This window comes from Enterobacter sp. BIDMC 27 (assembly GCF_000534415.1).
Lineage (GTDB): Bacteria > Pseudomonadota > Gammaproteobacteria > Enterobacterales > Enterobacteriaceae > Enterobacter > Enterobacter hormaechei_C.
Genome location: NZ_KI973178.1, coordinates 2,896,579 through 2,918,703 on the forward strand (window position 1 = coordinate 2,896,579; position 22,125 = coordinate 2,918,703).

Consider the following 22,125-nt stretch of genomic DNA (forward strand, 5'->3'; position numbering starts at 1 on the left):
ATGAAAAAACTATTAACCTGTTTGAGTGTTAAATGACCGAAGAATCGACAATGCGTAAAGGAGAAAGAGAGGGCAATTTATGGTCAATCGGGAAGATATCAGAGCCCTTGTTAATTTTAAGGGCTTGAACAGGTAAGAAGTAAGGTGGTTTACGCTCAGGGATAGACTTTTTCTTTGTATTCGCAGAGATCTTCGATAATGCAGGAACCGCAGCGTGGCTTACGGGCAATACAGGTATACCGTCCGTGCAGGATCAGCCAGTGGTGGCAGTCCACCTTAAATTCCGCAGGGACCACTTTTAACAGCTTCTCTTCCACCTCTTCCACGTTTTTACCCGGCGCGAACCGGGTGCGGTTAGAGACGCGAAAGATATGGGTATCCACGGCGATGGTCGGCCAGCCAAACGCCGTGTTCAGCACCACATTTGCCGTTTTACGCCCGACGCCCGGCAACGCTTCCAGCGCAGCGCGGTCTTCCGGGACTTCGCCGCCGTGCTGCTCCAGCAGGATCCGGCAGGTCTTAATGACGTTTTCGGCCTTGCTGTTAAACAGGCCAATGGTCTTGATATAGGATTTCACACCTTCAACGCCCAGCTCCAGCATGGCCTGCGGCGTATTGGCGACAGGGTAGAGCAGGGCCGTGGCTTTGTTGACGCTCACGTCCGTCGCCTGTGCAGAGAGCAGCACCGCGATCAACAGTTCAAACGGCGAGTTAAAATTCAGCTCTGTCGTTGGATGAGGATTCTCATCGCGCAGGCGCGTCAGGATCGCAATGCGTTTCTCTTTATTCATACTGCTTTCTCGGGGATCCCTTCCTGTACGCTGCGCTCAGCGGCGCGGCGTTTACGTTTTTCATCAATCAGGTATTTTAACGCCAGCATCATCCCAAGGCCAATGAAGGCGCCAGGCGGCAGCATGGCCAGCAGGAACGGAGTGTCCGTATGGAACACCTCAATACGCAGCGACTTCGCCCAGCCGCCAAGCAGCGCGTCCGCACCGTCGAAGAGCGTACCGTTGCCCAAAATTTCACGCAGAGAGCCGAGGACGAACATGGCGGCAGTCGCGCCCATGCCGATGGAAAAACCATCCAGCGCGGATATGGCCGGATTGTTTTTCACCGCAAAGGCTTCAGCGCGGCCTACGACAATACAGTTAGTCACGATAAGCGGAATGAAAATCCCGAGCGACTGGTACAGGCCAAATGCGTAGGCGTTAATCAGCATTTGCACCACGCTGACCACCGACGCAATGATCATGACATAGATCGGAATACGGATTTCCGACGGCGTCCAGCGGCGCAAAACTGAAATGGAAAAGTTAGTCAGGGTCAGCACCAGCGTGGTCGCCAGCCCCAGCCCGAGCGCGTTGGTGGCGGTAGACGTCACCGCCAGCAGCGGACACAGCCCCAGCAGCTGTACCAGCGCGGAGTTGTTCTTCCAGAGACCCTGGACGATAACCTCTTTAACCTGGCTCATGGTCACTCCTCACAGGTGGAAAGATGATTGATCTGCGCGGGCAGCGTTTCGGCATACAGCCCGGCGCGCTTGACGGCGTTGACCACCGCGCGCGGGGTAATCGTGGCACCCGTGAACTGGTCAAACTCGCCGCCATCTTTTTTCACCGCGAAAGCAGGATCGTCTTCGCCATGAATCATCTTTCCGGAGAAGTGTAAGATCCAGTCACTTAAGCGTGTTTCAATTTTGTCGCCAAGGCCCGGCGTTTCGTGATGTTCCGTCACGCGCGTGCCCAGCACGGTGCCGGAAAAATCGCTGCCAACCAGCAGCTGAATCGCACCGGAGTAACCGTCCGGCGCGGTGGCTTCCATGACGGCACCCACGGGATTATCGCCCTTGCGGGCAATATAAATGCGATGGGGTCCTTTACCGAGCTGCGGAGCCTGCACGACAAAGCAGCTTTTTTGCAGGTCATTATCGTAGAAGTCGGATGGGATCACCTGATCGAACAGCGCCTTTTGCTGCTTCATTGCCTGCTCTGCAATGGTTGTTTTCGTCAGTTCATTTACCAGCGCGGTCAGCCCGGTGAGGGCGGCAGCGAAGATCGCCAGCGTAACGCCCTGTTTTTGCATTGTTTTTAGCATGGCGTGACCCTTAGCGATGACCGTACACGCGTGGCCGCGTGTAGTAGTCGATGAGCGGAACGGTGATGTTAGCCAGCAGCACGGCAAATGCCACACCGTCCGGATAACCGCCAAAGCTGCGAATAAGCCAGACCAGCAAGCCCGCCAGCGCGCCGAAAATCAGACGTCCTCGGTTGGTGGTAGACGCGGTGACCGGATCGGTCAGAATAAAAAATGCCCCGAGCATGGTCGCGCCGGAGAGCAGATGGAGCTGCGGGCTGGCCAGTGACTCAGGTGAGATGACCCAGCCGAGCGTCGAGCAGACGGCCAGCGTCACCAGGAAGCTCACCGGAATATGCCAGCGGATTGCCTTCTGTTGCAGCAGGAACGCGCCGCCCAACAGATAGGCCAGATTGACCCACTGCCAGCCAGCACCCGCCAGTACGCCGCTGTAAATAGACGATTTCATCACCTGCTCCACGCTGTGTCCGGCACGCAGGGAGGTTTTGAAGGTATCGAGCGGGGTGGCCTGGCTGATGCCGTCCACGCCCATGCGAAGCGCGTTCATATCTGCGCCCAGCGCGGTGTGGCCGGTAAAGATAACGTGCAGGGCATCCATAAAGCCGGGGACGGTGGCGGCGATCTCATGCGGCGGCAGCCAGCTGGTCATCTGTACCGGGAAGGAGATCAGCAGTACCACGTAGCCAATCATCGCCGGGTTAAACGGGTTATGGCCCAGCCCGCCGTACAGCTGCTTGGCGATGATCACCGCAAACACCGTTCCCAATACCACCATCCACCACGGGGCGAACGGGGGAATGCTGATGGCCAGCAACAGGCCGGTCAACAGGGCGGAGTTATCGCTCAGGATGCGAGTCACTTCCATTTTGCGCAGCTTCAGGATCGCTGCTTCCGCTGCGACGGCACTGGCGCAACCCAGAACTAACTGGAAAAGCGTACCCCAGCCGAAAAACCAACACTGTACGGCAATACCTGGCAGCGCGGCCAGGCACACCAGCATCATAATACGCGATGTCTGGCGCTGGTTATGGGTATAAGGGGAACTTGCAATTCTGAAAACCATTTAATCCTCGTTAACGGCTTGCTGCGCGGCTTTCTTTGCCTGAACGCGCGCAATCGCGGCGGCGACTGCGGCTTTGCGTGGATCGTCGTTGGCGGCCGCAGGCCGTTCGTCCTGCTGTGCCGCTTTTCGTGCTTTGGCACGGGCGATGGCCGCTTCAACGGCGGCTTTACGCGGGTCGACAGGCGCTTCACTCTCTTCGGCTGGCTGAACCTGTGCCGCTTTTCGTGCTTTGGCACGGGCGATAGCGGCTTCAACGGCCGCCTTGCGCGGATCCGTCGCTTCCTGTTCAACCACCACTGTCTGCTGACCGGCCTTACGGGCTTTTGCCCTGGCGATAGCCGCTTCCACTGCCGCTTTACGCGGGTCGATATCGGCTTCCGGTTTGGCGTGTTGCGCTTTCTCCGCCTGACGCGCGCGAGCTTCGGCTTTACGCGCTTCGCGGGCCGCAATCGCTTCGCTGTTGTCCGGTTTTTCTCCCGGAGCGATCACAACCGTCTGGGCGGCGGTGGCTTTCTTCTCGCGCACGCGGGCCAGGGCTGCGTTAATGGCATCCTGATCTTTCGCCGCAGGCTGGACGGCAGCCTGCTTATGGCGTTCCTGACGGGCTTGTTTCTCGCGCTCCAGTCGTGCCTGACGCGCTTCAAAGCGGGCCTTCGCTTCAGCGGCACGTTTTTCTTCCATGGAGATGGCGTAGATTTCGGCTTTCTCCTGACGGAAGTATTGCACCAGCGGAATATTGCTTGGGCAGACCCAGGCGCAGGCACCGCATTCAATACAGTCAGCCAGGTTATGCGCCTGGGCTTTATCGTGCAACTGGCCTTTGCTGTACCAGTACAACTGCTGCGGCAGTAAATCTGCCGGGCATGCGTCCGCACAGGCGCTACAGCGTATGCAGCCTTTCTCTTCCTGCGTTTCGCCCATCTCCGTTGGGGAAGGGGCGAGCAGGCAGTTGGTAATCTTCACCACCGGCACATCCAGCCACGGCAGGGTAAAGCCCATCAGCGGGCCACCCATAATGACCAGTTGATCGCTACCCGGGCAGAAGCCAGCCTGTTCCAGCAGATGACGCACCGGCGTACCCAGACGCGCCCAGACGTTGCCGGGACGGGAGACGGACTCGCCGGTCAGCGTGACGACGCGCTCGGTCAATGGCTCGCCGTCAATCACCGCACGTTTCACCGCGTAGGCGGTTCCCACGTTTTGCATCAGCACGCCGATGTCGGACGAACGGCCCCCGTGGGGGACCTGTTTGCCGGTCAGGATCTGCGTCAGCTGTTTTGCCCCGCCGGACGGGTATTTGGTCGGGATCACTCGCAGGGCGATATCGTGGCTGTCCGCCAGTACCGCTCGCAGCATCGAAATGGCCTGCGGTTTATTGTCCTCAATACCGATCAGCACTTCGCGGGGTTGCAGAATATGCGCAAGAATGCGAATCCCTTCCACCACCTGCGCGGCACAGTCCTGCATCAGACGGTCATCGGCGGTGATGTACGGTTCGCACTCGGCGGCGTTGATGATCAGCGTTTCGATTTTATCGCCGCCGCCGTGAAGCTTAGCGCCGGTCGGGAAGCCTGCGCCCCCCAGACCCGCCACGCCGAACTGATGAATGCGTTCAATCAGCGCTTCACGACTGTGGGAACGGTAGTCGCTCCAGCCGTCACGATCGATCCAGCGGTCTTCACCATCGGCTTCAATGATCACGCTCAGCTCAGACAACGCCGACGGATGGGCAACGGTATGGGGGGCAACAGCCACCACCTTACCGGAAGTCGGGGCATGTATCGGCAACATCCGTCCGCGACCAAAGGTCAGCGGCTGGCCGCGAAGAACGCTATCGCCTTCTTTCACGCACAGTTCACCTTCCGCGCCGATATGCTGTTTTAGGGGCATAACGTAACGGGTCGCCAGCGGGATCTGGCGCAGCGGCGTGCCGTTAGACTGCGATTTCATCTCAGGCGGATGAATGCCGCCGTCGAAATCCCAGATCTTCTCTTTTCTGAAGGCAGAAAATAACTTAAGCATGTTGTTCCACAGGAATATTGCGAACCGGAATGGTCTGAAGGTCCCACTTCCAGCTTTCAGTAGTCGTTTCAACCGGGCGTAGTTCTATACACTGCGTCGGGCAGGGCGCCACGCAGAGATTACAGCCGGTGCACAGATCCGCCACAACGGTGTGCATCGCGCGCGTTGCGCCCACAATGGCGTCAACAGGACACGCCTGAATACATTTGGTGCAGCCAATGCAGTTGGCTTCGTCGATGACAGCAAGGGCACGAACGGGCTCCTGGGCCTGTTCATCGCCGTCGACAGGCTGGGGATCGACGTTCAGCAGGGCAGCTATTTTAAGCATGACCGCTTCGCCACCCGGTGCGCAGCGGTTGATCTTTTCGCCCTGCACGCCCACCGCCTCAGCGTAAGGGCGGCAGCCAGGGTAGCCGCACTGCCCGCACTGGCTCTGCGGTAAAAGTTCATCAATTTTTTCAACCACCGGATCGTCCTCCACCGCAAACCGGCGGGAGGCATAACCCAGAATGATGCCAAAGACGAGTCCCAGTACGCTGATGGACGCGATGGCAATCCAGATAGCACTCATTACAACTTCACCAGACCACTAAAGCCCATAAAGGCCAGAGACATTAAACCTGCGGTCACCAGAGCGATGGCGTTACCGCGAAACGGCGCGGGAATATCCGCCGCGGCCAGACGCTCGCGAATCGAGGCGAACAGGACCATAACAAAAGAGAAACCGACCGCCGCGGAAAAACCGTACAGCGCCGATTGCAGGAAATTATGCCCAAGGTTGATATTGAGCAGCGCCACGCCCAGCACCGCGCAGTTGGTGGTGATGAGAGGCAGGAAAATGCCCAGCAGGCGATACAGGGCAGGGCTGGTTTTCCGCACCACCATCTCGGTAAATTGCACCACAACCGCAATGACCAGAATAAAGGACAAGGTGCGCAGGTAGAGCATGTCGAGCGGGATCAGGATCCAGGTATCAATCAGCCATGCGCAAATGGAGGCCATCGTCATCACGAAGGTGGTCGCCAGCCCCATGCCCATTGCCGTCTCCAGCTTTTTGGAGACGCCCATAAACGGGCACAGGCCAAGGAACTTCACCAGTACGAAGTTATTAACCAGCACAGTTCCGACAAAGAGCAGTAAGTAATCGGTCATTATTTAGCCTGAAATAAAATAGCCGCCTATTATCGGATAAACGACAACAGGCCACAACAGGTTAACTGTAAGGTTATTACGGGTTGACAAAGGTCTTCTTAACGCGCGTCGAACGCTTGAAATAAGGGACCAGAAGCGCCGTCGCCAGTAGCGGAAACAGTAACTGGCGAACCGCCAGCGCGTCAGACACTGGCGAGAAAGCGAATGCTTTGACAGCCAGCAGCACGGAGACCAGCAGCCAGATAATGTAATGTTTTGGCACGTTTTTGCGGCGTTTGAAGAAGGCGATAGTCAGCCACAGCGTGTAGTACCACATCGCGATCGCGAAAACGAACGACACAAACCACGTTGCAATATTGAGCGCACTCTGGGACATCAGTGTCTGGATAGCATGAGGCGTAACCAGTGCGGTGGTGTATAGCAACAGCGCCAGCGAAGCGCTTAATAATGCCACCAGCAGCCATGCCAGCGGGGCGATTAACCAGCCCCCAATTCTCTCTCCAGGCAATGCGGTCATACGCTCTCCCATAGTCTGCGCGAAATGTTATACAGAAATTTGCAGGGCGGAGAGTATATAACATTTCACGCCGAAGGCTACTTTCTTATACAACGTAACGCCATACGGATTTAGGCACTTCCCCCACATTGAACAGACGACCGCCAGAGACCAGTTCGGCGCGACGGTGGTCAGCAGCGCGGTACATATTGATGATGTCCTGATTATCCGACAGCGTGTAGTTCAGATGGTCAAACAGTTTTTCCAGGCTTTCAAGGGAATTGATCTTGCGAAATTTTAATAAATAGTCCTGAACTGTCATATTAATAAGTTTCCATATAAAAGGGTAATACCCATAAAGGTAATGCGTTCGAATAATAAACGGATTAATAAAGACGTAAACTGTCCACTCGGGTAACGCGACGAAATTAGGAGTTTTCTTTGCGAAGAATCAGGCATCAGCAGATGCCTGGAAGAGAAGGGTAACCCCGTTCATTACGGCTGGCAATACGTTCCATGACGTAATGTGTCACGCTTTATGACGACACGGCTTACTTTTGTTGTGCGGCAGTAACAGGCTCCGGCGGCTGGTAGTTATCGATATGGCTGGCAATGCCGAGCAACACGACTGAAACCCCAAGGACAATCCATCCCGCTAATTCAATGATTCGATTAATTATTGACGACATAATTTGTGTTTGTAATTTATCCATAAATACAGATTACAAATGTTACAGCGCCCTTTTCGCCAGAGCAAGCGCTTTGGGAACGATTCCCCGAACCCATATACACACTTTAATGCGAGGTAACAAAAAACGCTGTCGCAAGATGCTATTTTAACTCACAGGGCACATTATTAATCTGTGCGTTAAGCACAAGGCCAGTGATAAATAAGCGCACAGCGAGGGGGCAAACGATGAGTGAAAACATCCGCGTCGGTCTTATTGGCTACGGGTACGCAAGCAAAACCTTTCATGCACCGCTGGTTGCCGGCACGCCGGGAATGGAACTGGCGGCTATCACAAGCAGCGATGAGACTAAGGTCCGCGCCGACTGGCCAGCCGTGCCGGTGGTAACGGAGCCTAAGCATCTGTTTAACGATCCTAATATTGACCTTATTGTCATTCCTACTCCTAACGACACTCATTTCCCCCTGGCGAAAGCGGCGCTGGAGGCAGGGAAACATGTTGTTGTCGATAAGCCCTTCACCGTGACGTTGTCACAGGCGCGCGAGCTGGATGCGCTGGCGCGAAGTCTGGGTCGGTTATTATCGGTCTTTCACAATCGGCGCTGGGACAGCGATTTCCTGACGGTTAAGGCGCTGATAAACGAAGGTACGCTCGGCGAAATTGCCTTTTTTGAGTCGCATTTCGATCGTTATCGTCCGCAGGTGCGAGATCGCTGGCGCGAGCAGGCGGGACCGGGTAGCGGCATCTGGTATGACTTAGCGCCGCATCTTCTCGATCAGGCCGTTCATCTGTTTGGTTTGCCCGTGAGCATGACGGTCGATTTAGCGCAGCTCAGGCCGGGGGCGCAGACCACCGACTATTTCCATGCCATTTTGAGTTATCCGCAGCGGCGCATTGTGCTGCACGGGACAATGCTTGCGGCGGCGGAATCGGCCCGCTATATCATTCACGGGGCGCGCGGCAGCTATGTGAAGTTCGGCCTGGATCCGCAGGAAGAGCGCCTCAAAAATGGCGAACGCTTACCGCAGGAGGACTGGGGCTACGACATGCGCGACGGGGTGGTGACGCGTGCGGAGGGTGAGGTACTGGTTGAAGAGACGGTATTGACCCTGCCGGGGAACTATCCAGCGTATTACGCCGCCATTCGTGACGCGCTGAACGGTTCAGGTGAAAATCCGGTTCCCGCAAGCCAGGCAATCCAGATTATGGAGCTCATCGAGCTCGGGATCGAATCTGCCAAACATCGCGCAACGCTCTGTCTGGCATAAGTGCCAAACGCTTTCGTAGGCCGGGTAAGCGCAGCGCCACCCGGCAGTAAAGAGGACTACTGAGCAACTTTATCGCGCAGCGCCTGTTTCTCTTCAGGCGTCAGGAAGGCGATCTCCAGCCCGTTGATTTGCGCCTGACGGATCTGCTCGCGGCTCAGCCCGGCCTGTGGTGCGGCGATGTTGTATTCGTGAATAATATCCACGCCCTGAACCGCCGGATCGTCCGTGTTCAGCGAAGCCAGCACCCCGTGTTCGAGGAAGGTTTTCAGCGGGTGTTGCGCCAGCGACGCCACTGTACTGGTCTGAATATTGGAGGTCAGGCAGGATTCGATTCCAATACGTTGTTCGGCGAGGAAATCCATCAGCGCGCGATCTTCAATGGCTTTCACGCCATGACCTATACGTTCCGCACCCAGCTCACGAATGGCCTGCCAGATGCTTTCCGGCCCCGCGGCTTCCCCCGCATGAACGGTAATATGCCATCCTGCATCACGTGCGCGGTTGAAATGAGACAGGAACAGACTGCCCGGGAAGCCCAGCTCGTCACCGGCCAGGTCGATGGCGGTGATCTGGTCGCGATGCGCCAGTAATGCTTCCAGTTCCTGAAGACAGGCCGCTTCACCGAAGGTACGGCTCATAATGCCGATCAAACGCGCCTGAACGTCAAAGGTTTTGCAGCCTTCACGCACGCCTTCAATGACCGCTTCAACCACGCCCGCTACGGGGAGGTTGTGGGTCATCGCCATATAGCCTGGGGAGAAACGCAGTTCAACATAGTGCAGGCCGTTACGCGCGGCATCTTCGATGTTTTCAAAGGCGACACGGCGACAGGCATCGACCGAGGCCAGCATCTTCACGCCCCAGTCGAGCTTGCTCAGAAAACTCACCAGATCCGGTTCGTTCGACGTGACCTGAACATGCGGGATCAGGGTTTCAAGCGTTTCGGCAGGGAGGGTTAAATTGAACTGGCGACCAAGATCGAGAATGGTTTGGGCACGAATGTTTCCGTCGAGGTGGCGGTGAATATCAGTTAAAGGCAGGCGTGTATCAATCATGGTCGCACTCTTTGCTGGTTAAAGTGCGCCATATTATAAAAACAAAACGGGGTAAAAAGCTATTTGCGCAAGGGAATATTCCGTTGCGCAAATGATTTACAGCAGAGTGTTGATGCCGGCGATAAGGCGTTGAACGCCCTGTTCAAGCTTACTACGCGGACAGCCAGCGTTCAGACGCACATAGCCTTTACCTTCATCCCCATAGGTATATCCCGGCATGATGGCCACTTTTTGCTGATCAATCAGCACGTTTTGCAGCGTATTGTCATCAATGCCAAGCGGGCTGAGATCGATCCATGCCAGATAGGTGGCCTCGGGCGGTTGCCAGTTGAGTGTCGGAAATGCAGTATTCAGTTCGTCAGCAATGTAGCGCAGGTTTTCTTCGAGATAGGTCCGCAGCGCGTCCAGCCAGGGTTCTCCCTGTCGGTAGGCAGCAATGTGCGCGGTCAGCGCCAGCACGGAAGGGGAAGAGAGTCCGTCCCGACCTTTTAATGCATTCAGATAGGCGCTACGGCTGGCGTCATCGGCGATAAGCCCCCAGGCACCCGTCAGCGCCGGAATGTTGAAGCTTTTGGAACCCGAGGTCAGCAGCGCCCATTTACCGCGCGCAACCTCATTCCACGGGGTATGACGATGCGTGCCCCATACCATGTCCATATGAATTTCGTCGCTGATCACCGCTACGTCATAACGTTCACACAGGGCCGCCATTGTGGTCAGCTCTTCCCGCGTCCAGACTTTGCCGGTCGGGTTTTGCGGGCTACACAGCAGCAGCACCTTGTTTTCCGGTTTTGACAGCGCCGCTTCCAGCCCGGCCATATTGCCCTCCCAGCCATGCGCTGTTTTCTGCATCGGCACGGAAACAACGGTACGCTGGTTGCCTTCGATGGCTTTATAAAAGGCATCGTAAGCCGGGGTATGGACCACCACGCCGTCGCCAGGCGAGGACCAGAGGCGGATCAGCTCCGAGACCATATAAATGACCGACGGCCCATACACCACGGTTTCGGTATCAATCTGACTGTTAAAGCGTTGCCGGAACCAGTGCGCCACGGCGGCCAGAAATTCGTCATTTTTCCAGCGACTGTAGCCAAACACCCCGTGGTTTATTCGCTGGTGCAGCGCATCGGTAATGCAGGGGGCGGTGGCGAAATCCATATCAGAGATGGTGAAGGGCAGCAGGTCGGCAGCGCCAAAACGGTCAGCGACATAATCCCACTGGGTACACCAGGTGCCGTGTCGATCCACGACGGTAGAAAAATCAAACATGACGGTGCTCCGTAAAGTAAAACCCCCTCATGACGAGGGGGGCGAGGCATCAGGCTTCGACGGTTCGCATCAGGGTTGCCAGCTCATCCTTCACTGACTGTACCTGCGGGCCAATGACGACCTGCAAATTGTGTTGATTTAACTGTACCACCCCAATAGCCCGGTTAGCTTTAAGTGCGTTGGTATCCACTTTGGACATGTCCGCCACCGACAAACGCAGGCGGGTGATGCAGTTATCCAGAGAGGTAATGTTATCCGCACCGCCCAGCGCCGCCAGAATAGCCGGCGTGTTATATCCGGATTTCCCAACGGTACCGGCTACCGCCTGTTCAACGCTGGTGGCCGTATCGGTATCGCGGCCAGGCGTTTTCAGGTTAAAGTGGGTGATGGCGAAGCGGAAGATCCCGTAGTAAACCGCGAACCAGATGGCGGCCACAACCGGCACCAGATACCACTTGGTGGACAGGCCGTGCAGGATACCGAAGACCACGAAGTCAATCACGTTACCGTCGGTGTTACCGATGGTCACACCGAGCACAGCCATCACGGTAAAGCCCAGGCCCGTCAGTACGGCGTGGATGAGGTACAGTACCGGCGCTACGAACAGGAACAGGAACTCGATAGGTTCTGTCGTACCGCCCACCACGCAGGCAATAACGCCGGAGATCAGCAGACCTTTAATTTTATGACGATTTTCCGGACGGGCACAGTGGTACATCGCCAGCGCTGCGCCCGGCAGGCCGCCGAGGAAGGCAGGCATTTTACCCTGAGAGAGGAAACGCGTCGCACTTTCAGAGAAGCCGTGAGTGGTCGGGCAGCTCAGCTGGGCCTGGAAGATGGTCAGCGCACCGCTAACGGAATGACCGCAAACGTCCATGGTACCGCCGGCTTCGGTAAAGCGGATCAGGGCAACCAGGATATGCTGTAAACCAAATGGCAGCAGCAGACGTTCACCCGTACCGAAAATCATCGGGCCGAAATCACCCGCGCCGTTGATAATGCGGCCGATACCGGTGATCCCCATGGCAAAAATCGGCCAAATCAGAGGGATGATCAGACCAAACAGACCCATCACAACCAGCGTAATGATTGGCACAAAGCGGGTCCCGCCGAAGAAGGCCAGCGCATCGGGCAGGCGGATGTTGTGGAAGCGCTCGTGCAGCATCCAGATAATCACCCCCGCGATCACGGCTCCAAGGATCCCGGTATCGATGGACTGAATACCAATCACGCTCTGAATGTTATTGGCTTTCAGTACCGCCGCGTCGGTCGTGGGCAGGATCCCTTTGGCAGTCAGCCAGAAGTTAACCGCAAGGTTCATGACCGCATAGCCAACGAAGCCCGCAAACGCCGCCACGCCTTTATTTTCGCGCGCCAGACCCAGAGGAATGGCGATACAGAACATTACCGGCAGGAAGCTAAAGGCAAAAGAGCCGACCTTGCTCATCCAGATGAATCATGATTGAAGTGATATTGATATTTAAAATCAGATACTTGAGTTTATGCGGTTTTTCTATGGGGCATCAGTGGGGCATTTTGAGTAAAAGACGCGTTCAAAATGCCCACCTGGTCATGGTTATTCTCGGTCATCCATTTACCGTAAACCGTGAAGAGCATTTGCGCTGACGAATGGCCCATCTGGTGCGCAACGAAGTTTGGATTCGCTCCAGCTACCAGTGCCCAGCAAGCATATGTGTTTCTGGTTTCATAAGATCGTCTTTGCCGGACGCCTGCACGACGCAGGGCAGTGCGCCAGGCCGAATTAATAGACCCGGGAACGTAGCACATAGTCTTCTTGCCGTTCATTGAAGTAATGGACGGGGAGAATATAAAGGTGCATTCGTCAGTTCTCTTTTTCTTGTATTCCCGTAGGCTGACGCTTACCTTGTGTGACGCCATCATTCTGGTCAGTGGCATCTGCGCTTTAAGCGCGTCAATTGCTGGCTGGGTCAACTGTATAGTCCGAATCCCGGCATTGGTTTTGGGCAGGGTGAAGTTACCCTTCATGGAATAGTTACGTGACACTGTAACTGTCCAGTTAACAGTGTCCACATCCTCCCAGGCTAATGCGCTAAGCTCCCCATGCCGGACGCCTGTATTAACCGCAAAGATAACCATATTCTGAAACTGCTGGGTTGGGCAGGCCGCGATCACTCGCTGATACTCGTCAGAAGTCAGAGGGTCTGGAATGGGCCTTTCTTTTGCGAGCGGGGAGATGCCTGCCATCAGATCGGTTTTCAGATAGCCACTTTTGAAAGCAAAGCCAAGCATCCCGCCAAGACATGCCATATAACTATTGACGGTAGGAACGCTTCTTCCTTTTTTGGGTGGATGATTCAGTCCATGCCTGGTTTTCTGCCAGCCGTTCAGTAGCTCCTTCCTGGCGCTAAGGATATCTTCAGTGTTCAGGCTGCCGATGTACCTGTGCTCACCAATAGTTTCGATGGTTGTTGTGAGGTGGCAATCGTAACGCCGCAAAGTCCCGAGACTAAGCTCCATCTCCTTAAGTCCGAGCCATTTCGATTTCAGTTCAAGTAGGGAGATTTGCTTTCTGACAGTGCTGAATTTCTCTGCGTTCGATGAATCCGGGAATTGTGAGGCATAATTGAATGTGCCTGTCTTTATCGCAAAGCAGACTGAAGCCCGAAGCTCGCCTGCCATTTTCCTGTTTTTTGGCGTGTCAGGAACGCCGAGATTTTCCCTGACACGCTTTCCCTGATATATGAACCATATGCGTAACGATTCGCCATGAACCTCTACGCCTGTTGGGTATGCTGCCATAATCATTCCTCGTTTGATGTGCCAAAGGACATTTAAGCAGATATTCTCCGGCGTTTCGCTGGGCTTTGGTGCTCGATCCAGTGGTTTATCTCATCGCGGTTATACATGATTGGGCTGTTTTGCTTAGGTGCCATATCAGGGGCAACATGGCGATAATGCTTTCCCTCCATCCAGGTAGACCGGCGGGCATGCTGAATCATGTGCTTTGACATGCCGGTTGTCGCAGTTAAAAGTTCCTCTGTGACCCATTTGTTTGGTGCCAGCTGAATAATGTCGCTCATGGTTTTCTCCAGGCAAAAAAGAACCCGGCACGATGGCCGGGGAAAGGGGGATAACGTGGCAGTGCATTCGCACCCAATAGCCGACTCAGTGAATCAGCTATCAGTTGCGTCATTCATTCGGATGGTTAACGATGTCGTAAAACTGCCCGTAGGTTATTTTCTGGAAGTTTCCCGGTATCTCTACTTCACCGTGGCGCTCTTCTTTGTTGTTCGGGATAGCGAATACCAGGCAGTCATCACGACCCGGGTGCTTACCGCCATACGTGGATAGCATCGCGAAACCGAAGCCACGGCCAGACTGTCCTCCGATACCAGTTCGCATAATGCCGTAGTGGTTAACGATGTAGTCTTTCCACTCAGGCAAAGATTTCAGTTTTTTGTTGGCCTCTTCCATTACCGCATCGAGCTCTTTGTTGAAAGCCCGGCCCTCTTTCGTATTCCCTTTCCCTCTCCCCAGCACTACCCGCTTACCATCAAACATTTCTTCACGCTTAATGGTCATAGGGCAGGGGAATTGATATCCCTTATCCCACACAAACCCATTAAGCAAGCCGCCTCCGCCACCCCATCCACTGGAAGTTGTCCACGCAATAGCACCGACCTTGCCGGCCGCTTCGGGCAGAATAGAGTTACGCTGCTCTCCGATATCGTCATAACCTGCAATAAGCGACTTCACTTCATCGCCCTCAACCATGTAATAATCATAAAATTTGCTTTGGTCTGACATAATCTCTCCTCATGCCGCACGCTGGGCGCGCAGCTTCTTCAGGTGTTCTGCTGTTTCGATTTCTTCGGCGATCCGCTCAGCCTGTGCTTTGGTCAGTGGCTCGAATTCGTGCTGAAAGCGGCCCATGCTGGCAATGCAGGTGCGGCCGTTGCGGATGTAGTGGATTACTTCATGGGTTGCGCGGAGGATTTTGCAGGGTGCGCCGTGGGGATCGGCGTACCAGGTATTAGGCTGGATTATCCTGAACATTGGGACCACCTTTGACGAAGATCACCCAGTGGGTTTTGTCTGACTTGCCGGTGCGCTGCCAGATGATCGGCTTCTCGTCGGTAAGCGCCAGGATATTGCTTACCGGGATCTGCGTTTCGTTCCATTTGAAGATGAGCACACCGTGTGGCCACAACACCCTGAACGCTTCGGCGAAGCCTGCACGCAAATCGTCGCGCCATGTTTCTTTGTTGAGCCGCCCGTACTTTTTACCCATCCACGCGTTATCGCCGACCCGCTCGAGGTGCGGCGGGTCGAACACGACGACAGGGAAAGTGTTATCGGCAAAAGGGAGGGCGCGGAAATCGGCAATAAGGTCCGGACTAATAACCAACTGTCGACCGTCGCAAAGCTCATGCTGTTCGGCGCGGATATCACTGAACACCGCGCGTTCGTCCTGCTTGTCGAACCAGAACATGCGCGACCCGCAGCACATGTCTAAAATTGACTGCTGCATTACAACCCCCTCTGCTTATTCTTCAGCTCTATAACGCTCTGGCACTCCGCGCACGTTTGGCAGCCGGGCACGGCAGCGCGCCGCGGCTCCGGGATATCCTCCCCGCATTCCGCACAACGCTCAGCTGATACGGCGTTGCGGTCGATGCGGTGAGCGGAAAGGGCAGCGTTACGCTGAAGCTCTTCAATCTCTGTTGCTGTGTCGATGATGTCCATGGTCAGTGCTCCCGGAACTGTCGGTTAACTCGGTTGAAGGTGAGCGCCAGCAATAAAAAAGGCCGCTTTAGCGACCTGGTGATTAGTGCCTTCATGCTGCACCGCCTTCATTCTTCTCGGCTTCGACCGCCATATTTTCAAGCCGTCGAGATAGCTCGGCGGCCAGCGTCTGGAATTCTTCCTCGGTCGCCACCGGAATCGGCACGAAACGAATCCCAATATGTGCGAGGTGGTTGGCGATTTCGAGGCTTTTTCTCAAATCAACGGGTGAGGCTCTGTTCATGCTGAGGCCATCCTTACCGCTATGAATTTCGACATAGCTTTATCGACCAGCTTCGTGTTGTGGTATTTGGAGATCGCCCAAGTGATGGCAAAAAGGATCCAGCGGAAGTGGCTGGTGTAGGTTTTGAATGTCAGCCCGTCGCAGACATCCCAGGCACTCAAACTTTCGGGCCAGTCAGCGTTATAAACTGCCTGATATGCTTCCCAATCATTGCTAAATCCACCCCGGCATAATTCACGGACTACCTCACGAACCTTGGCTTTATCACTGTCTGGAGTATCCTCTTCATAATCCCAGTCTTCGTCTTCCTGCTGGTCTTCTGGTGTATCTTCCAGATACTCGCTCATTGATTCCTTCAGGCTTCGGCAAAAAGCATCATGATCGTACTCTTTCGCCAATAGCTCACACGCTGAATAGCCAGCGCCAGCCTCCAGCTTTTCGGACCAGTAACCGGTGTTAATACCGTCTTGCCACGGACCGAAAAATTCGAACATGTCCGCGATACGGGAGAATGTCCAGGTGCCCATGTCGCCGGTAACAGTCAGATATCCCGGCCAGGTGATAATGTCGAAGTAATAACAGGACGTACCTGGCTGCTTCATGCGCAGGTGGCGGTAGAAACCGTCATCACGGATTATTTCAAGTCGGTGGAAGGCGGTATCAAGCAGAAATCGGGTTGATGTATCGATCTGTCGGCGAATCATTGTTCGGCTCCAAACCGCCCGTTAAGGCGGCCAGTTTTGACGACGAACTCCAGGAGGCTAACTCCCAGAGCTTCAATTTTCTTGTGATGCTTGTTGATGATGGGAGGCACTGTTTCGTTCCAGTTAGGCTTTGGCTTCTTGCGCATGGCCTGCTGGATTTCCTCGGTGCAGCGGCGGCATGCGGTGCGGATGGCGTTTTCATTTGCTGGCGTTATGCGGCCTCCCGGCGGGCGAGAAGTTTCGCCCCGAAAGCCATCAGCTCGTCCCGGTCCACAGTTGCGAAGTGGCAGTGTGTACGCGGATACGGTCGCCAGATGATGAGCATACTGCCTTTGTTATTTCCCGAGACCGGCTTACCGGTGACCGGGTTGATAAAAGCCAGCCGCCCGGCGGTGATAAAGCGAACTTCGCTGGCGGTCTGGATAGCCTCCTTAAACCAGCCAACCGATGTGTCTGCCGGAACCAGCATGACCGTGCCGATCTGATTGTTGCTCTCGGCGGCAGCCTTCTTCACAAACGGCGTGATGTCGCTGTATGGCGGGTTCAGCCAGACGTAGCCTGGCACATTCAGGTAATCAGCCCACGGCGTTTCCAGCGTGTTCTGCTCGGAGGTGATGAACTTCCGGCACAGTGCGTTATGCGGAGCCGCGGCGGCATCCAACTGGAAGCAGAACTCAGCATCAAGAGAAGCGAAGAGGGCTGGTGGAGTACGCCAGAGGTCGCGCTGATCTGCTGGAGTATGGCTTCCTCCATATCCAGTGCGGATCGAAACTTGGCTTTCTTCTTCCTCGGGCTCCTCTACCTCTGGCTCTGGGTTATCATCCACTTCACACGTCAGGGCTTCGCAGCTTTCAGTGCATGAATTAGGGTCATATCCGCCGCCTCCTTTTATTGTTGCTGCAATATCTTCGCGTGAACTGTCAGAGAACATTGCGATCACGCTCTCCAGAGAATTGTTGCCGCGATACATGATTTTGTTTTCTTGCTGGCGTCGTTCCACAACCCTTACTGACGGGTCGGTAATAAGATTCCAGAAGTCAGCGGCGAGCTCAGGCTCGTCGCGTGCGGCGAGGGCGACCTTGTTTATCCCTTTTTTGATACAGAAAACACAGTTACCCAGGTGTTCTGGAATGCCTAGGTCAAATGGCTGATCCTTCCACCAGTCGAGAATGTCCTGCTTTTCGAAATCGCTTACATCTGCCAGATAACTAACGCCTTCTCGAGGCTTTAGCCTGCGCTGCTCGTCAACCCGAATACCAATCCATGTGTGATACTGGCCGAATGTTTCCCGGCAATATCTTTCGAAAACTTCCATTTTCATGGTCCGGGTGCAGAACGCGCCGTGGACGTATGGGGTGCCGTACTTTTCGCAGACATCTTTCCATGGCTGAAGATCAGGGCCGATATCATCAAGCGGTACCACCGAGTAACTGTTTGCCTTACCCAGTTCAGGGTTAACCTTTACACGGAGGCAGATCAGGTTAATCGACCATTCGCGCGCCAGCTTCTTGATGAACTCGTAGGTCCCTCTGTGCTCTGCCCCTGTGTCCATGTAGACATAGTGAACCTCTTCGCCAGACAGTCTCCTTTGCTCCATTAAATGGACGAGATAGGCCGAGGTTCTGCCGCCAGAGAAACTGACAACTTGAGGTATGCTCATGCCGCCTCCTGCCTTTCCCGATATTCCTCAGCGAGCCGCTGCGCCTTTAATGGATTGCTGACCACTTCACCCCATGGCATTAGCCAGCCGTTACCAATGAAGGGAAGGCACAGCGTGCCAACACTGATGTCGTCGTGAGCGTGAGTCATAGGATGGACTCCATTTCGTCGATGTACAGGCCCTGAGCAATCAGGCGGCTACGGCGGGCGGCACGTTCAATGCACTCCTGCCGTCTGCCTTCCTGCGATTGCTCTATGGCGCGTCGGGTGAACAGCCGCGATTTACCTTGCGGCGTTACAACCTTCGGTTTCGTCACGAGGCTAAATGTCCGGTCACAGATGCCGTCCTCATTGAGCCATTTCTCCGATTCAACTATCTTCGCTATCTGCCCGGAGCCGCGGGTAATGCCATTGGCCACCCGGTTAAACTCGATGAGAGTTACGCCGAATTTCTCAGCGATTTCTCTGCCGGTTACTGGACGTCCGCGCGTCTGAATCATCCAGATAACGCGCTCACGGAGGCCGGAGAATTGCCCGGTTCGCCCGGGCCTGCGGTAGAAGGGTGTACGTTTCATGACGGCACCTACTTAATAATGAGTGAAGGTTTGCCGAGTTTTATTTGCGCACCAGGTACATCCACGCCAGCTTCGATTTGGTGTTTGATAGCCAATTTGTCTGGCTTGATGCTCGTCTCGTATTCGACGAATTCAGGAGGAAGCGCGCTGGCATCCGTAATTTCAACGGACTTAGACGGCGCGCGAACCGTTACCTGATGAATGCCTGCCTTCAGTGATTTCTTTCCCGCTGTTTCGAGGGAGGTAGCCACATAATCTTTCATGCTCGACACTCGGTTTTCTGCGGCTTTTGCGCGCTCTGCAAGACGCTTGCTTTCTTCTTTCAGCGCCTCGGCATAAGCAGATTCGTTTTTGCAAACAGCAAGAATCTGCTCGACCTTTGCTTCCAGTTCCCACTCAATGCCATCAAGGGTGTCGGCTATCATTTCAGGCTCCATGCCTGAATCAGTCAGCTTTGCGAAATCATTGGCGATCTGGTAAAGAGCTGTCATTGCGTAACCTCTTCGAATTTTGCTTTGCACTTGGCGTAGACGGCCTGCACCTCTTGTTGAAGCTGCATTCCGACCGTCATTTTGTAAGCTGCCTGGAAGTGGGTTTTGAGAGCATGCATATTTTTCGCCTGCTTCATGTCCTCACATAGTGACTGGATGGTGTTGGTAAGTTCCTGTTTTGCGTTTTCTTCTGACTGGATGATTTCGCTTTCTGGGGTGTATGGCATAACTGGCTCGGTGTATATGCCTTCGCTTTCGTTGAGCACATCGACGGCATTATCCAGACGGTCAGCACGCGGCCAGTATTTATAGGCTCTTTTGACGATCGTCTTCCTTGCCATCTCAGACCAGAAGTTGACCCATGGGCCTTTTGGTGATGTTCCCGCTTTGCTCACTTTCCTGATTTCTTCTATCTCAGCGAGACTCATCTCTTCAGTCAGATAGTCGCCATCAGCGGTTTTAACTGTGCAGTAGCCACCGATAACGGCGCCGCGAGCGTCAGGCGTGGCAAACGGGTTGTATTTATGAGCTGGCGCCTTATCGAGACCTAGTGTCTCGTAGTCGTCGCTTGCATGAACTAGCTTGCACTGACCCCACTTGATGACGCCAACTGACTGGGCGATGTGAAGAAGGCCCATATAGCTGATATCGAGGCAGACCATACCGTCGCGCGGAACCAGATAAGCCAGTTTGCTTGCAGGGTTCAGGCTAATGCCGACAGCTGCAACGTTGATAATCGCGTTCTGGGCGCTGGTGGGGTTGGCAATCGCCGTTTCTGCCAATTTTTGATTACGCTGGAATAACTGGATAGCGAACTGGCATTCCTTTGCCCACGTCAGAGACTGGTCGGTAAGGGCACCGACAAACAGCGGCTCCTGCTCCTTAACGAACTGAATCAGATCGAAGCTCATAATCACTCCTTAAAACGGGCAGGGCGCTTGGCGCTGCCATTCTTCTTCGGCGCGGGCATGCGCGCAGGCCGATATGTATTTGTTGTATGCCTCTTCGGCCCTTTCTCCGATAAGCGCAAACTGGGCTTCCTGGGGCAGGAACAAGCTGCTCATTTCCAGAGGTTTCGCAGGGAACATGGCGATCAGTTCTTTAGCCCGGTCGTCGATCCACTTCTCTTTCTCGTCGTCGAGTTGCTGTTCAACCCAGCGCCGATCTTCGATTCGGTCGTAAGTGAGGTATGTGTTCATGACTGAACTCCTGAAATTTGGATGTGCAGATCCCGCCCGCAGAAAGCCAGGCCGATCGGTTGAACAGGGTGGTTGGTATCAGTGAACCATTGGCTCGCCGCGCTCATTCAGCAGCACAACGACGGAATCACTTTTGATGATGGTTTTTTCGAAGATGTTGAAGGCGTACAGGCCTTTCTCAACGTTCGCAGAGGCGCGATAAGTTTTGCCGTGGTGTTGCAGCATTGTGCCCGGTAAAACCTCGCTACGTGGCACTGATGCGGTGCCGTAGTGCATTCCAATCATACCTTCACCTCTACCTGTACCAGGAGGCCAGCCATATGCATCTGCCAGCGGTTAAGCGTCAGCTTTTCACGCGGTGCCGATACGGACGTCAGCTGCCACTCGTTATCGTTGAGCTTTTTGGCGGTGTACTTCTTTCCGTTATGGGTGACTGTCATGATGCCTCCCGCTTTTCTTTGATGTCGGCGCGGAGGTGAATCTCTTTCCCATCAGCTGTCGGGAATATCAGGATGTCATCGCGAACCGCGAGAAGATGGGCCACTGCAAATAGCGCCTCGTCTGTGACATCAAATTTCTCACCGGTGAACTCGCGAACACCGGGCGCCAATTTGCTCGGCTTTGAACGACCCGCGAAAATTCGCTTCGTCAGGCCTGTAAAACCTACTGTGATTGGGTTGCTCATAAATCCTCTTGGCCTTATCGCGGCGAACGGAACGGTTAATACAAGACTTCTGCGCATTTATTCAGTGTTTCATTGGGCGGTGGATGGCCGCCGGTTGTCATAAATGGGCAGACTCGAAAATCTGCCTATGTATGGCCGATAAAAAACCCGCCGGAGCGGGTTAATCTTCTTTTTCTCTTTCAACCGCGTCGGCTAATGACTGATCAACTTCAATGGTCTGCATGAAACATTCGTCATCAACGTCTTCGTATTGCTCCCTGAAGCTATCGGCGAGAGTGGAAACTGGATTCCATCTCATACCGCCAGCTGCATGCTCCGCGTCACCATCTGATCCACAATCCCAAGTGGAACCATCAGGTTCTCGCTCTAAAAAACCGACACACTCTGTCTTCTGTGGATTCCAGACCAGAACAACTTTTGCCATCGCTTTACCCTCTGTCGTTACCCGCTGATGCGGGAGAAATGCTTTGGTCGGTGTGGTGGACTGGCACTGAGTCGCCACTCTCACTTACTTCCTGACGCCCTGTTTTCTGTATTGGCAAACAACTATCTGCCCAGCCGGTTTTCAGGTCTTATCACACTGCTAGCGTTGCACCTCGCTTGAGGACAACCTCGGCGACCTGCTGCTTAACTCCGTCATCTGCATGGCGGTGTGGCTGGCTCGCGGGAACCTGGCGAAGGTCGTCATTA

32 protein-coding genes and 2 pseudogenes are annotated in these 22,125 nt (G+C 54.6%); 1 reads left to right on the forward strand and 33 read right to left on the reverse strand.

Going from position 1 to position 22,125, the window contains the following annotated elements; genetic code table 11:
- Positions 1–155 precede the first annotated feature (155 nt).
- The 10 genes from nth to blr form a co-directional block, all read right to left on the reverse strand.
- On the reverse strand, positions 156–791 hold the full coding sequence (nth, locus tag L463_RS08995; RefSeq protein WP_015570668.1) for an endonuclease III: 636 nt from the start codon (positions 789–791) through the stop codon (positions 156–158).
- Positions 788–1,474 (reverse strand): electron transport complex subunit E, encoded by a 687-nt coding sequence (locus L463_RS08990; protein ID WP_003857592.1) that lies wholly within the window; start codon positions 1,472–1,474, stop codon positions 788–790. The genes nth and L463_RS08990 overlap by 4 nt, the downstream gene beginning before the upstream one ends.
- A gap of 2 nt (positions 1,475–1,476) precedes the next feature.
- The gene (gene rsxG / locus L463_RS08985; RefSeq protein ID WP_032103528.1) at positions 1,477–2,097 is read right to left on the reverse strand and encodes an electron transport complex subunit RsxG; all 621 of its coding nucleotides are present in this window, start codon (positions 2,095–2,097) and stop codon (positions 1,477–1,479) included.
- Between the two features lie 10 nt (positions 2,098–2,107).
- On the reverse strand, positions 2,108–3,160 hold the full coding sequence (gene rsxD / locus L463_RS08980) for an electron transport complex subunit RsxD (RefSeq protein WP_015570666.1): 1,053 nt from the start codon (positions 3,158–3,160) through the stop codon (positions 2,108–2,110).
- On the reverse strand, positions 3,161–5,182 hold the full coding sequence (gene rsxC, locus L463_RS08975; protein WP_023303569.1) for an electron transport complex subunit RsxC: 2,022 nt from the start codon (positions 5,180–5,182) through the stop codon (positions 3,161–3,163).
- Positions 5,175–5,753 (reverse strand): electron transport complex subunit RsxB, encoded by a 579-nt coding sequence (rsxB, locus tag L463_RS08970; protein WP_015570664.1) that lies wholly within the window; start codon positions 5,751–5,753, stop codon positions 5,175–5,177. Before rsxB ends, rsxC begins: the two co-directional genes overlap by 8 nt.
- Complete coding sequence (gene rsxA, locus L463_RS08965; protein ID WP_000133206.1) at positions 5,753–6,334, reverse strand: electron transport complex subunit RsxA; 582 nt, start codon at positions 6,332–6,334, stop codon at positions 5,753–5,755. Before rsxA ends, rsxB begins: the two co-directional genes overlap by 1 nt.
- Before the next feature lie 76 nt (positions 6,335–6,410).
- On the reverse strand, positions 6,411–6,851 hold the full coding sequence (locus L463_RS08960; RefSeq protein WP_017693547.1) for a DUF2569 domain-containing protein: 441 nt from the start codon (positions 6,849–6,851) through the stop codon (positions 6,411–6,413).
- Positions 6,852–6,936: 85 nt separating this feature from the next.
- Positions 6,937–7,152: a transcription modulator YdgT gene (gene ydgT / locus L463_RS08955; protein WP_000217941.1), complete on the reverse strand. Its 216-nt coding sequence runs from the start codon at positions 7,150–7,152 to the stop codon at positions 6,937–6,939.
- A gap of 229 nt (positions 7,153–7,381) precedes the next feature.
- Complete coding sequence (gene blr / locus L463_RS0122770) at positions 7,382–7,507, reverse strand: division septum protein Blr (RefSeq protein WP_169802918.1); 126 nt, start codon at positions 7,505–7,507, stop codon at positions 7,382–7,384.
- A 239-nt stretch (positions 7,508–7,746) separates the two neighbouring features.
- Here blr and L463_RS08950 point away from each other — a divergent pair, with 239 nt between their 5' ends.
- Positions 7,747–8,787: an oxidoreductase gene (locus L463_RS08950; RefSeq protein WP_017693546.1), complete on the forward strand. Its 1,041-nt coding sequence runs from the start codon at positions 7,747–7,749 to the stop codon at positions 8,785–8,787.
- A 56-nt stretch (positions 8,788–8,843) separates the two neighbouring features.
- On the opposite strand, the gene add is transcribed toward L463_RS08950, so the two are convergent.
- The 23 genes and pseudogenes from add to L463_RS0122790 all read right to left on the reverse strand — a co-directional run bounded on the left by add (position 8,844) and on the right by L463_RS0122790 (position 21,859).
- A complete protein-coding gene (add, locus tag L463_RS08945) occupies positions 8,844–9,842 on the reverse strand; it encodes an adenosine deaminase (RefSeq protein WP_015570661.1) in 999 nt (332 codons plus the stop codon).
- 96 nt (positions 9,843–9,938) lie between these two features.
- Positions 9,939–11,111 carry a MalY/PatB family protein gene (locus L463_RS08940; protein WP_023296393.1) on the reverse strand — a complete coding sequence of 391 codons (1,173 nt, stop codon included), beginning with the start codon at positions 11,109–11,111 and terminating at the stop codon, positions 9,939–9,941.
- Positions 11,112–11,160: 49 nt separating this feature from the next.
- Positions 11,161–12,567, reverse strand: a pseudogene (malX, locus tag L463_RS08935) (maltose/glucose-specific PTS transporter subunit IIBC); the annotation flags it as partial.
- A gap of 44 nt (positions 12,568–12,611) precedes the next feature.
- Positions 12,612–13,892 carry a site-specific integrase gene (locus tag L463_RS08930; protein WP_032103525.1) on the reverse strand — a complete coding sequence of 427 codons (1,281 nt, stop codon included), beginning with the start codon at positions 13,890–13,892 and terminating at the stop codon, positions 12,612–12,614.
- A gap of 32 nt (positions 13,893–13,924) precedes the next feature.
- Positions 13,925–14,173 (reverse strand): excisionase family protein, encoded by a 249-nt coding sequence (locus L463_RS08925; protein WP_032103524.1) that lies wholly within the window; start codon positions 14,171–14,173, stop codon positions 13,925–13,927.
- 109 nt (positions 14,174–14,282) lie between these two features.
- Entirely contained in the window at positions 14,283–14,900 is a 618-nt protein-coding gene (locus L463_RS08920; protein WP_032103523.1) for a hypothetical protein, read from the reverse strand.
- 9 nt (positions 14,901–14,909) lie between these two features.
- The gene (locus tag L463_RS08915; RefSeq protein WP_032103556.1) at positions 14,910–15,149 is read right to left on the reverse strand and encodes a DUF4222 domain-containing protein; all 240 of its coding nucleotides are present in this window, start codon (positions 15,147–15,149) and stop codon (positions 14,910–14,912) included.
- Positions 15,127–15,624 carry a class I SAM-dependent methyltransferase gene (locus L463_RS08910; protein WP_032103522.1) on the reverse strand — a complete coding sequence of 166 codons (498 nt, stop codon included), beginning with the start codon at positions 15,622–15,624 and terminating at the stop codon, positions 15,127–15,129. The genes L463_RS08915 and L463_RS08910 overlap by 23 nt, the downstream gene beginning before the upstream one ends.
- A complete protein-coding gene (locus L463_RS08905) occupies positions 15,624–15,839 on the reverse strand; it encodes a TraR/DksA family transcriptional regulator (RefSeq protein ID WP_032103521.1) in 216 nt (71 codons plus the stop codon). Before L463_RS08905 ends, L463_RS08910 begins: the two co-directional genes overlap by 1 nt.
- Before the next feature lie 91 nt (positions 15,840–15,930).
- A complete protein-coding gene (locus tag L463_RS08900) occupies positions 15,931–16,122 on the reverse strand; it encodes a DUF1382 family protein (RefSeq protein WP_001856439.1) in 192 nt (63 codons plus the stop codon).
- Positions 16,119–16,826, reverse strand: coding sequence for a hypothetical protein (locus tag L463_RS08895; protein WP_032103520.1), 708 nt, complete (start codon positions 16,824–16,826; stop codon positions 16,119–16,121). Before L463_RS08895 ends, L463_RS08900 begins: the two co-directional genes overlap by 4 nt.
- Complete coding sequence (locus L463_RS24580; RefSeq protein WP_032103519.1) at positions 16,823–17,041, reverse strand: hypothetical protein; 219 nt, start codon at positions 17,039–17,041, stop codon at positions 16,823–16,825. Before L463_RS24580 ends, L463_RS08895 begins: the two co-directional genes overlap by 4 nt.
- Positions 17,038–17,592 carry a phage N-6-adenine-methyltransferase gene (locus tag L463_RS24585; RefSeq protein WP_032103555.1) on the reverse strand — a complete coding sequence of 185 codons (555 nt, stop codon included), beginning with the start codon at positions 17,590–17,592 and terminating at the stop codon, positions 17,038–17,040. The genes L463_RS24580 and L463_RS24585 overlap by 4 nt, the downstream gene beginning before the upstream one ends.
- Positions 17,593–18,288: 696 nt before the next feature.
- Positions 18,289–18,486: pseudogene (locus L463_RS24730) on the reverse strand (phosphoadenosine phosphosulfate reductase family protein); the annotation flags it as partial.
- Positions 18,483–18,635, reverse strand: a complete 153-nt coding sequence (locus L463_RS08890; protein ID WP_032105030.1) for a DUF1317 family protein — start codon at positions 18,633–18,635, stop codon at positions 18,483–18,485. The pseudogene L463_RS24730 and the gene L463_RS08890, both read right to left, overlap by 4 nt.
- On the reverse strand, positions 18,632–19,060 hold the full coding sequence (locus L463_RS08885) for a hypothetical protein (protein ID WP_032105029.1): 429 nt from the start codon (positions 19,058–19,060) through the stop codon (positions 18,632–18,634). The genes L463_RS08890 and L463_RS08885 overlap by 4 nt, the downstream gene beginning before the upstream one ends.
- A gap of 8 nt (positions 19,061–19,068) precedes the next feature.
- Positions 19,069–19,551: a siphovirus Gp157 family protein gene (locus L463_RS08880; RefSeq protein WP_032105028.1), complete on the reverse strand. Its 483-nt coding sequence runs from the start codon at positions 19,549–19,551 to the stop codon at positions 19,069–19,071.
- Positions 19,548–20,462, reverse strand: coding sequence for a recombinase RecT (locus tag L463_RS08875; RefSeq protein WP_032105027.1), 915 nt, complete (start codon positions 20,460–20,462; stop codon positions 19,548–19,550). Before L463_RS08875 ends, L463_RS08880 begins: the two co-directional genes overlap by 4 nt.
- 9 nt (positions 20,463–20,471) lie before the next feature.
- A complete protein-coding gene (gene gamL, locus L463_RS08870) occupies positions 20,472–20,750 on the reverse strand; it encodes a host nuclease inhibitor GamL (protein ID WP_032105026.1) in 279 nt (92 codons plus the stop codon).
- A gap of 78 nt (positions 20,751–20,828) precedes the next feature.
- A complete protein-coding gene (locus L463_RS08865; protein ID WP_001752704.1) occupies positions 20,829–21,035 on the reverse strand; it encodes a cell division protein FtsZ in 207 nt (68 codons plus the stop codon).
- Positions 21,032–21,190 carry a hypothetical protein gene (locus tag L463_RS24420; protein WP_032105103.1) on the reverse strand — a complete coding sequence of 53 codons (159 nt, stop codon included), beginning with the start codon at positions 21,188–21,190 and terminating at the stop codon, positions 21,032–21,034. The genes L463_RS08865 and L463_RS24420 overlap by 4 nt, the downstream gene beginning before the upstream one ends.
- Positions 21,187–21,435 (reverse strand): DUF7446 family protein, encoded by a 249-nt coding sequence (locus L463_RS08855; protein WP_032105105.1) that lies wholly within the window; start codon positions 21,433–21,435, stop codon positions 21,187–21,189. Before L463_RS08855 ends, L463_RS24420 begins: the two co-directional genes overlap by 4 nt.
- A gap of 160 nt (positions 21,436–21,595) precedes the next feature.
- Complete coding sequence (locus tag L463_RS0122790; protein ID WP_032936032.1) at positions 21,596–21,859, reverse strand: hypothetical protein; 264 nt, start codon at positions 21,857–21,859, stop codon at positions 21,596–21,598.
- Positions 21,860–22,125 lie beyond the last annotated feature (266 nt).